Annotated in this window: 11 protein-coding genes; 5 read left to right on the top strand and 6 right to left on the bottom strand. The window is 70.1% G+C overall.

The genetic code is table 11. The annotated features are described in order from the left end of the window. From ACZ5CR_RS17255 to ACZ5CR_RS17240, 4 genes are all read right to left on the bottom strand, one after another. The gene (locus ACZ5CR_RS17255; protein ID WP_468858142.1) at positions 1-897 is read right to left on the bottom strand and encodes a beta-keto acid cleavage family enzyme; all 897 of its coding nucleotides are present in this window, start codon (positions 895-897) and stop codon (positions 1-3) included. 48 nt (positions 898-945) lie between these two features. After that, positions 946-1,821: a TetR/AcrR family transcriptional regulator gene (locus tag ACZ5CR_RS17250; protein WP_468858140.1), complete on the bottom strand. Its 876-nt coding sequence runs from the start codon at positions 1,819-1,821 to the stop codon at positions 946-948. A gap of 294 nt (positions 1,822-2,115) precedes the next feature. Next, positions 2,116-4,053, bottom strand: a complete 1,938-nt coding sequence (locus ACZ5CR_RS17245; RefSeq protein WP_468858138.1) for a beta-N-acetylhexosaminidase family protein — start codon at positions 4,051-4,053, stop codon at positions 2,116-2,118. Between the two features lie 50 nt (positions 4,054-4,103). Continuing rightward, positions 4,104-5,363 carry an alpha-L-fucosidase gene (locus tag ACZ5CR_RS17240; RefSeq protein ID WP_468858240.1) on the bottom strand — a complete coding sequence of 420 codons (1,260 nt, stop codon included), beginning with the start codon at positions 5,361-5,363 and terminating at the stop codon, positions 4,104-4,106. A 219-nt stretch (positions 5,364-5,582) separates the two neighbouring features. Between ACZ5CR_RS17240 and ACZ5CR_RS17235 the strand changes: the two genes are divergently transcribed. From ACZ5CR_RS17235 to ACZ5CR_RS17215, 5 genes are all read left to right on the top strand, one after another. Then, positions 5,583-6,278: a FadR/GntR family transcriptional regulator gene (locus tag ACZ5CR_RS17235; protein ID WP_468858136.1), complete on the top strand. Its 696-nt coding sequence runs from the start codon at positions 5,583-5,585 to the stop codon at positions 6,276-6,278. Next, a complete protein-coding gene (locus tag ACZ5CR_RS17230; protein ID WP_468858135.1) occupies positions 6,275-7,126 on the top strand; it encodes a creatininase family protein in 852 nt (283 codons plus the stop codon). Before ACZ5CR_RS17235 ends, ACZ5CR_RS17230 begins: the two co-directional genes overlap by 4 nt. 104 nt (positions 7,127-7,230) lie before the next feature. Further along, entirely contained in the window at positions 7,231-8,181 is a 951-nt protein-coding gene (locus ACZ5CR_RS17225) for a CE1 family esterase (protein ID WP_468858133.1), read from the top strand. Between the two features lie 71 nt (positions 8,182-8,252). Continuing rightward, positions 8,253-9,824, top strand: coding sequence for an AbgT family transporter (locus ACZ5CR_RS17220; protein ID WP_468858131.1), 1,572 nt, complete (start codon positions 8,253-8,255; stop codon positions 9,822-9,824). Between the two features lie 101 nt (positions 9,825-9,925). Beyond that, positions 9,926-12,148 (top strand): terpene synthase family protein, encoded by a 2,223-nt coding sequence (locus ACZ5CR_RS17215; RefSeq protein WP_468858129.1) that lies wholly within the window; start codon positions 9,926-9,928, stop codon positions 12,146-12,148. 43 nt (positions 12,149-12,191) lie between these two features. Here the strand turns inward: ACZ5CR_RS17215 and ACZ5CR_RS17210 are convergent, their stop codons facing one another. Beyond that, positions 12,192-13,052 carry a metallophosphoesterase family protein gene (locus tag ACZ5CR_RS17210; protein ID WP_468858128.1) on the bottom strand — a complete coding sequence of 287 codons (861 nt, stop codon included), beginning with the start codon at positions 13,050-13,052 and terminating at the stop codon, positions 12,192-12,194. Between the two features lie 102 nt (positions 13,053-13,154). Beyond that, entirely contained in the window at positions 13,155-14,804 is a 1,650-nt protein-coding gene (gene qcrB / locus ACZ5CR_RS17205) for a cytochrome bc1 complex cytochrome b subunit (protein WP_468858126.1), read from the bottom strand. Positions 14,805-14,907 lie beyond the last annotated feature (103 nt).

Here is a 14,907-nt window from a genome sequence, read left to right as displayed (position 1 = left end):
TCAGGCGCGGGGCTTGAGGCCGAGCTTCTGGCGGGCCTCGTCCGGCGTGGCGACGCGCGAGCCGAGGTTCTCGGTGATCTGCACGGCGCGCTCCACCAGTTGGGCGTTGGAGACCTTGTTGCCCTTGCCGAGGTAGAGGTTGTCCTCCAGGCCGACGCGGACCTGACCGCCGAGCAGGATGGACTGCGCGACCCACGGCATCTGCATGCGGCCGAGCGCGAAGCTGGCCCACTGGGCGCCTTCGGGGAGCATGTTGACCATGGCCTGCAGGACGCCCGGGTCGGCGGGGGCGCCCCACGGGATGCCCATGCAGAGCTGGAAGACGGTGGGGTTGTCGAGCAGCCCTTCCGCGAGCAGCTGCTTGGCGAACCAGAGCTGGCCGGTGTCGAAGATCTCCAACTCGGGCCGTACGCCGAGCTCCTGGATGCGCTTGGCGCCCTGACGGAGCATGTCGGGCGTGGAGATGTAGAGGTTGTCCCCGAAGTTGAGGGAGCCGCAGTCCAGGGTGCAGATGTCGGGGAGCAGGTCCTCGACGTGCGGCAGGCGGTCCAGGCCGCCGACGAGGTCGGTGCCGGGCAGCTCGCCGAGCTCCTTCAGCGGCTCGACCGGGTCGATGACGAGGTCGCCGCCCATGCCCGCGGTGAGGTTGATGACGACGTCGGTGCCGGTCCCCTTGATGCGCTCGACGACCTCGCGGTACAGGCGGGGGTCGCGCGAGGGGTCGCCGGTCTCGGGGTCGCGCACGTGGATGTGCACGACGGCGGCACCGGCCTCGGCGGCCTCCACCGCGGAGGTGGCTATCTGCTCGGGGGTGACGGGGACGTGGGGACTCTTGCGCACGGTGTCGCCCGCGCCGGTGAGGGCGGCGGTGATGATGACGTCTTGGTTCACGGGCATGGTGAACTCTCCCTCGGGGGTGGGGTGTTGGGGTTCTTCTGAAAGTGTCTACGCGTCGCCGCGGGGCGCGGCGAGCGTCGCGTCGACGTACACGAGCAGCGCCTCGTGCATGTCGTCGGGGGTGGTGCCGTCCGTGCCGGGCGTGGAGGCGAGGACCTGGGTGGCGAGGCCGTCGATGAGCGCGGTGAGCCGGAGCGCGGCGGACTGCGGATCGACGAGGCGGAACACGCCCTGATCGACACCGCGCCGTACGACGTCGGCGACGGTCGCGCGCCACTGCCGGTAGTAGTCGGCGTGCAGCCGTCCGACTGCGGTGGAGCGGGCGGCCTCCGCCCACAGGTCGAGCCAGACGCTCCACTGCCAGCGCTGCTGCGGGGTGCGGGGGGTCTGGAGCTCGATCAGCTGGCGCAGCTCGTCGGCCGCGTCGTCCGCGTCGGCGATACGGGCCGCGCGGCGGGCGGTGTCCTCGTCCATGCACCAGCGGACGGCGGCCTCCAGGAGGTCGTCGCGGCCGGGGAAGTGGTAGTGGATGGCGGCGGTACTGGTGGCACAGGCTTCCGCGATGTCGGCGACACGTACGGCGTGGAAGCCGCGCTCGGCCACGAGCCGCACGGTCTCGCGGACGATCTGCAGCGGGCGCCCGCCGTCCGGGGCGGCGGCCGTGCGCTCTCGGCGGGCCGGGGGTGTCACGTTCGGGGCCTGGCCCTGGATCTGCGCCTGAGCACCCAGGAGCCAGCCCGCGTCCACGCCGCCGGTGTCCGCGATGCGGGCAAGCTCCGCCGCGGTGAAGCGGCGGGTGCCGCCCAGGGAGCGGGAGAGCTTGGAGGGGTCCATCACGATGCGGCGCGCGAATTCACGCTGGGTGGCACCGGCATCGGCGATGACTTTACGGACTCGGTCCGCGACCTCGGGGTCTTGCTGCATGGGCGGTCACGCTACCCGGACGTTGCGCTGATCGCAATCCGCGGAGCGACCTTTCCGCTGCTAGAACCAGTAATTGTGATCCTGACTGACGTATCAGTCACTGCAACACCTACGCCCGACGGGACGGGCGGACAACCCGGATGGGCGGACAACACGGACGGGCGGACAACAGGGACACGCGGACAACGCGAACCCACCCACCCGCTCCCCCCTGTGACGCGGGGCAAACGGGTGGGTGGGCAGGTGGGTAGGGCGGGCGGCGGGCGGGAGAAAGATCCGTCCGGAGCCGAGCGGCTAGGTCCTGTCCTGGACCCCCTTCACGAACTCGTCCAGGTACGGGTCGGCGATCTTCACCGGTCCCAGCTGATGGTGCTCCGCCGGGTCGACGGAGATCGCCCGCGCCTGCCCCGCGAGGGACTCCATCGCCGCACGCTCCCGCGTCGCCTCCGCGTCGTCCCCCTCCTGGGCGGCGGACAGTGCCGCGAGCCCGTGCCCCAGCGAGGAACCCCACAGCTCCGTTGCGTCGAGCCACTGCTTCGCGTCGTGGAGGAACTGCGTGTCCGGCACCCCCGCACGCAGCACCGCCGGGACCTTCTCGATGTCCCGGGCGGTGGGCCGCAGCGCCCTCACCGCCCCCGAGGGATCACTCGCGTACCGCTTCCAGAAGGCGTCCAGCTTCGGCCCGAGCACGGGCGACTGCGGCTGCCAGTTCGACTCACCGAAGGTCGGCGCCGCATGGTTGAGGTCCACGAACGTCTGCACCGCGTCGGCGACCCGCTGATCGCCCCCGGCGAGATACAGCGCCGCCTGCCGCCCCGACCGCGCCCGCTCGTAGCCCCGGTCGTTCCACGAGAAGTCGTTCATGGTGAAGACGGCCAGTTTGCTGGCCCCTTCCTGGTTCATCGGGTTGGACACGATCCCGCTCAGGTGCCCTGACAGGCCGGGCTCACGCTTGTCGTAGGGCGCGAGAAGCAGCCTGCCCGCCGTACGCGCGAAGTCGTTGACGGGGTAGTTGTCCCAGACGAACACCTTCCGCCCGAAGAGCTCGGCTGCCTTCTCCGCCTGGGAGTTGGTGATCTCCGGCGGCACCACGTCCGTGCCCGTCCACATCACCTCGACGGCGCCGTCGAGCTCCGCCCGCATCGTCTGCTTGTACGCGGTGTCGGTGAGGTCCCCGTACTCCGTGGGCACCATTTGCAGCGGGTTGGCTCCCTCGTGCTTGGCGATGAAGTCCCGCTGGATGGCGTTGAGCAGCCCCACCTGCGCCTTCGCCGCGGGGCCGCGGCCGGGCTCGCCGAACTTCGCCTTGTCGCCCTCACAGTTCCACTTGGTGTAGCTGATGTCGTCGAGCGGGACCGAGAAGGACCGCACCCCCAGGTCGTACATCGCCTGGAGCTTCGCCGTCAGTGCCTTGACGTCCGCCGGGTCCGAGTAGCAGATGGAGCCGCCCGGCGAGACCGCGAACGTGAAGCGCACATGGTTGGCGCTCGCGCGGTCGATCAGCTTGCCGAGTTCGGTGAGCTTCTCCGCCGGATAGGGGTCGCGCCACTTCTCGCGGTGGTAGGGATCGTCCTTGGGCGCGTAGACGTACGTGTTGGCCTTGGTGTCGCCCAGGAAGTCCAGCTGGTCGAGGCGTTCGGCCTCGGTCCAGGGCGGACCGTAGAACCCTTCGATGCTGCCGCGCAGCGGCATGGACGGGAAGTCGGAGACCGCCGCCCCCGCTATGCGACCGTGCGAGACGAGCTGCCCGAGGGTCTGCGCCGCGTAGAACTGCCCGGTCGCGTCCTTGCCGCCGAGCGCGACGGTGCGGTGCTTCGCCCGCAGCGCGTACCCCTCCGCCTGCTCGGGCACTTTCGTCCCGCCGAGCGCCTTCGCGATGTCGGGCCGGGCCGCCGGGCCGAGCAGAACGGTCAGCGGGGCACGGCCCGACGCCTTCGCGCGTACGTCGATGTCGCGCACCCCATGGGCGCGCAGCGTCTCGGTGACGCGACGCCGGGCCGCCTCGTCCGTGTCGCCCCCGACGACGAGTTCGGCGCGCCGGGCGAGCGGTACGTCGTCGCCCGCACGGGCCATGTGCTGCGGGGTCGGCGATACGACGGGAAGCCGGCGGGCCGCGGTGTCCTTCTGCGCCGGCACAGGCGCGGCGGCGGCCGATGGCGCCAGGGGGATCGCGAGGACGGCCAGCGCGAGGAGCGCCGTCCCGGGCCTGAGAGCGCGTGTGGTGCGGGGCATGGGGCCTCCGAACTTCGGGATGGGGGTGCGGGGACAGGAGGACAGGCAGGTCAGTCCCGTGTGTGCGCGCCGTACAGGTCGAGGTCGCCGTCGAGTTCCAGGGCGATGACCGTGCAGAGCGGATCGAGCTGGTCGTCGGTGAGATGGACGTACTCCCAGCCCGGTACGTCACCGAGGCCGCCGACCCGCTCGCGGCGGACGACGGTGTCCGTGCCGAGCACGCGGGCGGACGTCACCGCGTTGCGCACGCCCCGCAGCACCACGTACTCGTTGGGCCGGTCGAAGAGGAACAGATACAGGGTGCGGCGGTCGGCGGAGAGCGTCGACGGGCCGTAGAAGTGGCCGTGCGGAAGGCCGCGTCCCGTTCCGTAGACCGCGTCGGCGTGCCGAGACGTCCACTCCCCCAGCGCTTCGAGGCGCTCGATCTGTGCGGGGAGCAGCGTGCCGTCCTCCTTCGGGCCGACGTCGAGGAGCAGATTGCCGCCGCCTCCGATGGCCTCGACGAAGATGCGGACGAGCTGGCGCGGTGACTTGTGGTGGGTGTCCTGCGGCTGGTAGCCCCAGGAGTCGTTGACGGTGAGGCACAACTCCCATGGCTGTGCGGGGGGTTCGATCGGTACGCCCTGTTCGGGGGTGGCGTAGTCGCCGTGCCCGGTGAGGCGGCCGTTGACGACGGTGTGCGGACAGAGCGCGCGGATCTCCTCGGCGAGTTCCGCCATCCGCCACTGCTCCGCACTGCGCTCCCACTCCCCGTCGAACCACAGCAGGTCCGGCTCGAAGCGCTCGATGAGTTCCCGCACTTGTACGCGGTGGAAGGCGAGGAAATCCGCCCATCTCTCCTCTGATTCCTCGCCGACGGCGGGCATCGAGTAGCGGTTGCCGCGCTCGGCGGGGTCCTGTCCTTCGGGGCGCACGGTGGCGTAGTCGGGGTGCGACCAGTCCAGGTGCGAGTAGTACAGGCCGACTTTGATGTCCCGGGCGCGCAGGGCGGCGACGTACGGGGTGATGAGGTCGCGGCCCGCGGGGGTGCGTTTGACGACGGACAGGTCGTTCGCCGCCGTGTCCCAGAGGGCGACCCCGTCGTGGTGCTTGGCGGTGAGGACGGCGTAGCGCGCGCCCGCGCGGACGAAGAGATCGGCCCAGGCCTCGGGGTCGTACGCGGACGCGGTGAAGCCGTCGAGCTGCGCCATGTAGCGGTCGTAGGGCACCCGGTCGTCGAAGAAGGACCAGGACTCGGCGACCCCGTCGACGCTGTAGACGCCCCAGTGGAGAAAGATCCCGAGCTTGGCGTCCGTGAACCACGGCTGAATCACAGGCAGTTCCCCTCGACACGCACATCGACACGCGTGTCGATGTGCGTGTCCACGTACGCGTGTCCGTTTTGACAACGTTGTCCGGGCAGAAGCGCTTGATCGCGAGCAGGCTAGATCGAGAAAGATGCCATGTACAAGAGGGCGTGGGGACGCTCGTGCGAACCGATCCCGTCGCGACCATTGACCGGTCGAGAGACCAAGTGATTTATTCACTTCATGAGTTACGGCAGTCATCCCTCCCTGTCCGAGCGCCTGGCGGACGACATAGTCGAGATCATCCGCACCGAGCACCTCACCCCCGGCGACGCGCTGGCCTCGTCCCGCGAGCTGGCCCGCCGCTTCGAGGTCACCACGCCGACCGTGCGCGAGGCGCTGCGCAGGCTGGAGGCGACCGGGGTCGTGGAGTTCCGGCACGGTTCAGGGACGTACGTGGGTCCTGGCGTGGACCGCAGGCTCCTCGCCAACCCGCATCAGCCGCGCAGCGACCGCGCATCGGTCCTCGAACTGGTCGGGGCCCGCCTCGTCCTGGAACCGGCGATCGCAGCGGCCGCCGCGCGCTCCCAAGTCAAGGACGGGGTCGAGCAGTTGGCTTCCGCCGCGGGCAACGCCCTGCTCCCGCCCGAGGAGTCCCTGCGACAGTCCGTGCACTTCCACGTGGCGCTCGCGGCGGCCAGCGGCAACACGCTGCTCCGGGAGGCGGTCGAAGCCCTGCTGTACGTGCGGGCACGCGAGCAGGTGGAGATCCGGCACCGCTACAACGACCGCGAGCGTGACCACGCCGAGCACGTGGAGATCTATGAGGCGGTGAGGTCCGGCGACGCGACGGCGGCGGAGCGCCTCACCCGCGAACATCTGACGTCGATCCGCGACGCCGTACTGGCGGCGGACTTCCCCGGAGAGGGCTCCCGATGAACGACACCCCCGTCCACGCCGGAGCGCCGCGTCCGCAGACCTCCGGTGACACGGGATCTGCGAGCCCCCAGCATCCCCAACACCCGTACCGCCTGGGCGAGATGACCACTCTCGAAGCCTCCGAAGCGGTCCGCGCCAGCCCCCTCGTCATCATCCCCGCGGGCGCCTTCGAGCAGCACGGGCCCGGGATGCCGCTCGCCACCGACACCATCCGGGCCGATCATGTCGCCGACCTGGTCGCCTCGCAGCTGGCCGGACGTGCCGTGGTGGGGCCCACGCTCGGCATCGGGGTCTCGCCGCACCACCTGGCCTTCGCGGGCACGGTGAGCCTGTCGACGGGGACGCTGGCCGCGCTCGTCCGTGACTACGTCGACAGCCTGCACCGGCACGGCTGGCGGAACGTGCTCGTGATCACCGGGCACGGCGGCAACAACGCCACGCTCACCACCGTCGCGCAGGACCTGCTCGTCACCCATCCCGGCCTGCGGTTCGCCTGGACGCCGCTGACCTCACTGGCCCCGGACGCCGTCGCGGCCATGCGGCCCAGCGAGGTCCATGGGCACAGCGGAGAGGCGGAGACCGCTCAAATGCTCCACTTGGCACCGGAGTTGGTCCACCGCGACCGCCTCGCCCCGGGGTCCCTCACCCAGGACGACCTCGATCCGCTCTCCCGAGTCGCACGCCGCGGCGGCCACCCCGCCCTGACTCTGCCGTACGACCGGCTCAGCCCCAACGGCGTACTCGGCGATCCGCGCCGCGCCACGCCCGAGGACGGCCGCGCGATCGCCGACGCCGCCGTCCACCGCATCGTCACCTTCGCCAAGGAGTGGCTGGACGCCACCGGCTGACACCCCGTCACCGATCTCTTCCACCGCCTCCCCAGTCCCTCCCTCGCCCCCCTCCCCCCCCATCAGCCGGCCGCGCCCCGCGCCGTCGGCGGAAGGAGCCTGCCTTGAAACGCGCACTGCCCCGCACGGCCGCCTCTGTCATCGCCGGTCTCGCCCTGTTCGCGGGGGTGGGCCTGTCCTCACCCTCGTACGCTCACGACGGCGCCCCAGGTGTCTTTGGCTGCCGCCAGGACTCCCCGCAGCCTCCCGGCACCACCGCCCCGCACACCCTGACCAGCGGAGGCCTGACCCGGACCTACCAGCTCCACCTGCCCGATGAGTACACCGGCGCCCGTGACTGGCCCGTCGTCCTCGCCTTCCACGGGCGGGGCAACACCGGCAGCGGCACGGAGGAGTTCAGCAAGCTGTCGTCGCTGCCCGCGATCATCGCGTACCCGGAAGGTGTCGTCGGCACCGGTGACGGGCAGCGGCAGGCGTGGCAGGGCGCTCCGTACGCCGCGCCCGGCGTGGACGACGTGGCGTTCACCGGTGATCTGCTCGACTCCCTCCAGGCCCGCCTCTGCGTGGACGACCGGCGCGTGTACGCCACCGGGAAGTCCAACGGCGCCGGGTTCACCGCGCTCCTCGCCTGCCGGATGTCCGACCGCATCGCCGCGATCGCCCCCGTCGCCGGCGCCTTCTATCCCGGTACCGGCGAGAACCGCCGCCCCGCGCGCCCGGTCCCGGTCATCGACTTCCACGGCACGGGGGACGCCACCATCCCGTACGGCGGAGACCCCGACCGCGGCCTGCCCGCACTCCATGACTGGCTCACCACCTGGGCCGACCGGAACGGCTGCCGCACCCGTACCCCGGACCGGGTCACGGTCCCCGACATCACCGAGTCCCGCTGGACCGGCTGCGCGAGCGGCGCCGAAGTCCGGCACGTGGCCGTCACGGACGGCGGTCACACCTGGCCCGGTGCCGACAGCTACAGCGGCGGCGGCTACACCACGCAGAGCATCGAGGCCCACGAGGTCCTCTGGAGCTTCCTGCGCCGCCACCACCTGCGCTGAGCCGCGCCGCCCGTCCTCTCGCCCCTCTCCCCTCTTCACCACCCCTCACCACCCATCCCCGCGGAGCCGCCATGTCCTCCCCGCCCCCTGCCCTGCCGGACGCACCACCCCCACCACCCTCCACCGATCCGCCGCTGCCCCGCACCGTCCGCGCGATGGCCGTCGTCGAACGCGCGGGCAACGCGCTGCCGCACCCCTTCTGGCTGTTCTGGATCCTCTCCGGCATCCTCGCCGTGATCAGCGCGGTCCTCGCCGGGTTCGACGTCTCCGTCATCGCGCCCGGCGACGGCAAGCACGTCGCCGTACAGAGCCTGCTCAGCGGTGACGGGCTCGCGATGGCCGTGTCGACGATGATCGAGAACTTCGCCGCGTTCCCGCCGATGGCGACCATCGTCGTGGTCATCATGGGCGTCGCGGTCGCCGAACGCAGCGGATTCCTGGCCGCGTTGATGAGGGTCGGCGTCTCCCGCGTGCCCGCGTCCTGGGTGGTCTTCGCCGTCGCCTTCGCGGGCACGGTGGCCCATGTCGCGTCGGCCGCCGCCTACGTCATCCTCGTACCGCTCGGCGGGCTCGCCTTCCGCGCCGTGGGCCGCTCCCCCGTCCTCGGCATCGTCGTCGCCTACACCTCCATCGCGTCGGGCTACGACGCGAGCCCGGTGCCGACGCCGAACGACGCCATCTTCGCCGGGATCACCACGGCGGCCGCGAAGATCGCGGGCGGCGACGACGCGTACGTCTCGCCGCTCAGCAACTGGTTCTTCAACATCGCCTCCTCCCTCCTGCTCGCCGCCGTCATCACCCTCGTGACCCGCTTCGTCCTGAGCAAGCGCCCCGACCTCGACGCGGACCCGGACGCCGACCTCGACGACCTCGGCGCGCTCAGCCTCAGCGACCGCGAGCGCTCCGCCCTGCGCCGGGCGGGCGTCACCTTCCTGGTGGCCGTCGCGGCCCTCACCGCCGCCGTCGTACCGGCCGCCTCTCCCCTGCGCGGCGACGGCGGAAGTATCGTCGAGTCGCCGCTCCTGGACGGCATCGCGGCGATCGTCGCCTTCCTCTTCGCGCTGGTCGGCACCGTCTACGGGGCCCGCTCCGGGTCGATCAGCAAGCCGGGTGACGTACCGAAGCTGATGGTCGAAGGCGTCAAGCAGATGGCTCCGGTGCTCGTCCTGTTCTTCGCGATCGCCCAGTTCCTCGCCTACTTCGACTGGACGCACATCGGCGACGTCCTGGCCGTCAAGGCTGCCGAGGCGCTCGAACACAGCCGGCTGCCGATCGTGTTCGTCTTCCTGCTCGTCCTGCTGCTCCTGACCGTCGTGAACGTCATGGTCACCAGCGGGTCCGCGATGTGGGCCCTGGCCGCGCCCGTCCTCGTACCGATGCTGATGCTCGTGGACGTCCCGGCCGAGACCACGCAGGCGCTCTTCCGCATCGCCGACTCCGGTTCGACGGCCATCACGCCCATGAGCCCCTACTTCGTGATGGCGCTCGGCTTCCTGCAGCGGTACCGCAAGTCGGCGGGGCTCGGCACCCTCGCCTCGTACACACTGCCGCTCGCCGTCGCGATGACCGCGGCCTGGACGCTGCTGTTCCTCGCCTGGTGGGCGCTCGGCATCCCGCTCGGTCCCGGCGCACCGGTGCGCTGACGTCACACGATGGTGTGACGCTGGCGCGATGATCGCATCGGCCTCTCCCACGTGGGTAGCGCTCCGCTGCCCGTAAAGCCACCGCGCGAGGAGAACGCCGCATGCCACAGCCCTTCGAACTGCCCAGCTTCTACATGGCGCATCCCGCGAGTCTCAACCCCCATGTGGAAGAGGCGAGGGAGCACTCCAGGCAGTGGGCGCGTGGCATGGGGATGCTGGAGGGTTCGGGCGTCTGGGAGCAGCGTGATCTGGACGCCCACGACTACGCGCTGCTGTGCGCGTACACCCACCCCGACTGTGACGCACCCGCGTTGTCGCTGATCACCGACTGGTATGTGTGGGTGTTCTTCTTCGACGACCACTTCCTCGAACTGTTCAAGCGGACCCAGGACCGTGCGGGCGGCAAGGCCTACCTCGACCGGCTGCCCGCCTTCATGCCGATGGATCTGTCGGCGCCCGTGCCGGAACCGACGAATCCGGTCGAGGCGGGTCTCGCCGACCTGTGGGCGCGGACGGTGCCGCACATGTCGCGGGACTGGCGGGCGCGGTTCGCCGAGAGCACGGAGAACCTGCTCAACGAATCCCTGTGGGAGCTCTCGAACATCAACGAGGGCCGGGTCGCCAACCCCGTCGAGTACATCGAGATGCGCCGCAAGGTGGGCGGCGCGCCCTGGTCGGCGGGGCTCGTCGAGTATGCGACGGGTGCGGAGGTCCCCGCGGCCGTCGCCGGGTCCAGGCCGCTGCGCGTCCTCAAGGAGTCGTTCTCCGACGCCGTCCACCTGCGCAACGACCTCTTCTCGTACCAGCGGGAGATCGAGGAGGAGGGTGAACTCTCCAACGGCGTGCTTGTCCTGGAGAAGTTCCTCCACTGCACGACGCAGGAGGCGGCGGACGCCGTGAACGACCTCCTGACCTCGCGGATGCAGCAGTTCGAGAACACGGCCCTGACCGAACTGGCCCCGCTCTTCGCCGAGGCCGGGCTGCCCCCGAAGGAGTGCGCGGACGTGCTCGCGTACACCAAGGGCCTCCAGGACTGGCAGTCCGGCGGGCACGAGTGGCACATGGTGTCCAGTCGCTACATGAACAAGGGCGGGGCCACCCCTTCGCCGCTCGCGGGACCCACCGGACCCGGCACGTCGGCCGCCGGGATCAAGGCGTTGATCGCCGCCACGGGCGCCGAGCGGCTGCGCGGCCACACCCACATCCCCTTCCAGCGGGTGGGTCCTTCCCTGCTGCCCGACTTCGACCTGCCGTTCGAGACGAGTCTCTCGCCCCATCTGGCGGCGTGCCGCCCCCGCACCGTGGAGTGGGCCGACCGGATGGGCATGCTCGGACCTCAGGCCGGAGTGCCCGGTTCGGACATCTGGAACGCGCGCAAGCTGTACGGCTACGACTTCCCGCTCTGCTCCGCGGGCATCCACCCTGACGCGGACCTCGAAGCCCTCGACCTGAGCTCGCGGTGGCTGACCTGGGGGACGTACGGGGACGACTACTTCCCCGTGGTCTTCGGCAGGACCCGCGACCTCGCGGGGGCGAAGCTGTGCAACGACCGGCTCTCACTCTTCATGCCGCTGGACCTGGCCGACATGCCGGTGCCGACGAGCGCGTTGGAGCGGGGCCTCGCCGATCTGTGGGAGCGCACGGCGGGGCCGATGGTCGAGGAGGCGCGTCGCACGCTGCGCAGCGCCATCGAGGTCATGACGGCCGCCTGGCTCTGGGAGCTGGACAACCAGGCGCAGAACCGTATCCCCGACCCCGTCGACTACATCGAGATGCGCCGCCTCACCTTCGGCGCCCCGCTGACGATGAGCCTGTGCCGCCTGGGCAACGGCCCACGGGTCCCGCAGGAGATCTACCGCACGGGCCCCATGCGGAGCCTGGAGAACGCGGCCGGTGACTACTCGGCCCTGATGAACGACGTCTTCTCGTACCAGAAGGAGATCGAGTACGAGGGCGAGATCCACAACGGCATCCTCGTCGTCCAGAACTTCTTCGGCTGCGACTATCCGACGGCGCTCGGCATCATCGACGACCTGATGAAGTCGCGGCTGAGCCAGTTCCAGCACGTCGCAGCACACGAACTTCCGGTTCTGTACGACGACTTCGACCTGCCGCAGGAGACGCGGGACATCCTCGACGGCTATGTGCGCGAGCTGGAGAACTGGATGGCGGGCATCTACACCTGGCACCGCGACTGCCGCCGCTACCGCGAGGAGGACCTGTCGCACGGCCCGCTGCCGACCCCGTCGGGTTTCGGTATGGCGGCCGTACGTCCCGACTGGCTCAGGGAGTTCGGTCTCGCCGCCGGTCTCGGGCGGGGCTGAGGGAGTCCGCCCGAGGCCGACCGGCCAAGAGACCGATACCGGACTATCCGGCGTCCCGCGGCTCCGGCAGGATCTGGCGGACCCCCGGGTCGGGATGCCGGTCGCGGCGCCACTCGCGCGGGTAGCCGACCGAGACCTCCTGGAAGCGGACTCCGTCGTGCCAGGTGGTGCGGGGGATGTGCAGATGGCCGTAGACGACGGCCGCCGCGTCGTACTTCACGTGCCAGTCGGCGGTCAGCTCGGTGCCGCACCACAGGGCGAACTCCGGGTAGTGCAGGATCCGGGTGGGGTCGCGCACCAGCGGCCAGTGGTTGATCAGGACCGTGGGGATGTCGGGCGTCCGCCGGGCGAGCATCTCCTCGGTCAACGCGACGCGGGCGCGGCACCAGTCGTCGCGGCCGAGGTAGGGGTCGGGGTGCAGGAGTATCTCGTCGGTGCAGACGACACCCGCCTCGTGAGCCGCCTCAAGGGCGTCCCGCTTGGCGTACGTGCCCGCGGGGCGGAACGTGTAGTCGTAGAGCAGGAACAGCGGCGCCACGGTCACCGGGCCGCCCTCGCCGCGCCACACCGGGTAGGGGTCCTCGGGGGTCGCGGCGCCCAAGGAGCGGCACAGATCGACGAGATGGCGGTATCGGGCCTCGCCGCGCAGCTGGTTGGGGTCGTCGCGGGGCGTCCACAGTTCGTGGTTGCCCGGCGTCCACACCACCTTGGCGAAGCGTTCGGTGAGGGTGCGCATCGCCCATTCGATGTCGGCCATGCGCTCGGCGGTGTCCCCCGCGACGATCAGCCAGTCCTCGTCGGTCTCCGGGCGCAGGGACTCGAGGAACGTGCGGTTGTCGTCGTACGCGACGTGCAGATCACTGATGGCGTACAACTTCGGTGTCTTCTCGCGTGCTTGTGTCACTCCGTGAGGCTAACCGCAGCGCTTGTGCCGCGTGGCGTGATCAGCTTCCTTCGACGTCCGGTAGGTGCCGGGGTGGGAGCGGAGGCGAGGAGGGGGCGTGCCTCAGTGGTGCCCGTCCCCGCCGCTCTGCTGGATCTCCAGATACTCCTCGGGAGTCGCCTTGGGCACCTGCGCCGAAGGACCGTACATGGCACGGCCGAGGCGTGCCCGCAGCTTCTCGCCCCGGGTGACCTTGCGCGCCACGCCGTGCGCGTCGACCACCGGACCGATCTCGTACGGCTTGGGCTGCTCGTGCGCGGTCAGGGTGTACAGCTCGCCCTGCGAGAGCGGCACATGGACTTCCACGTACTCACCGTGCGGCAGCCGCTTGATCGTGCCGCTCTCCCGGCCGTGCAGCGCCTTCTCGCGGTCGCGGTGCTGCAACCCCATGCACCATCGGTGCGCGACGAAGAACGCGAGCACCGGTGCGACGAAGAAGGCGATCCGCACGAACCACGTGATCGCGTTGATGGAGAGATGGAAGTGCGTGGCCCACAGGTCGTTGCCGCCGCCGACCATCAGCACGCCGAACAGCGTCAGCCATGCCACACCGAGGCCGGTGCGCACGGGCGCGTTGCGCGGCCGGTCCGCGATGTGGTGCTCCCGCTTGTCGCCGGTGACCCAGGCCTCGATGAACGGATAGACCCCGATCGCGGCCATGATCAGCGGGAAGAGCGAGAACGGCAGGAAGACGCCGAGTTGGAGCGTGTGGCCCCAGACGTTGATCTCCCAGCTGGGCATCACCCGGATGAGCCCCTCCGAGAAGCCCAGATACCAGTCGGGTTGGGCGCCGGTGGAGACCAGGTCGGGACGGAAGGGGCCCATCAGCCACACGGGGTTGATGGTGGCGACCGCACCCATGGTCGCGAGGACGCCGAAGACGAGGAAGAAGAAGCCGCCCGCCTTGGCTATGTAGATGGGCATGAAGGGCGCGCCCACCACGTTCTTCTCGGTCTTCCCGGGCCCGGCGAACTGCGTGTGCTTGTGGTAGAAGACCAGGATCAGATGGGCGACGACGAGCCCCAGCATGATCCCCGGCAACAGCAGCACATGCGCGCTGAAGAGCCGCGGAATGATGGCGTCGCCGGGGAACTCTCCGCCGAAGAGGAAGAGGGAGATGTACGTCCCCACCACCGGGATGGCCAGGATCGCGCCCTGCGCGAAGCGGATGCCGGTGCCCGAGAGCAGGTCGTCGGGGAGCGAGTACCCGGTGAGCCCGGTGATGAGGCCGAGGAACAGCAGTGTCCAGCCGAAGACCCAGTTGAGCTCACGCGGCTTGCGGAACGCGCCGGTGAAGAACACCCGCATCATGTGCACGAGCATCGCGGCGACGAAGACGAGCGCGGCCCAGTGGTGGATCTGCCGGATCAGCAGACCGCCGCGCACCTCCATGCTGATGTCGACCGTCGACTCGTACGCCCGGGTCATCTGGATGCCCTTGAGCGGCGTGTAGACGCCGTCGTAGATGACTTCGGAGCCGCTCGGCTCGAAGAAGAGCGTCAGGTAGACCCCGGTGAGGATCAGGATCAGGAAGCTGTAGAGGCAGATCTCCCCGAACATGAAGGACCAGTGATCCGGAAAGATCTTGCGCATCTGGCTCTTGGCCAGGGTGTGGATGCCGAGGCGGCCGTCCGCCCAGTCGGCGAGCCGCTCTCCCTTGCCGGCCGGAGCCCGCCGTTTGCTGTCCCGGGTGTGCTCGACGCTTTCACTCATTCGTCTCCCCCTCAGGCGGCTCTCAGGTTAGATCGGCGGGCCTCCGGAGCCAACAGGCCTTTCTGGACTGGTGGTTGACGATCTTCGGGGCCGCTGGTCGGCC

Source organism: Streptomyces sp. NPDC031274 (assembly GCF_055570235.1).
This window is presented reverse-complemented; position numbering and strand designations above follow the sequence as displayed.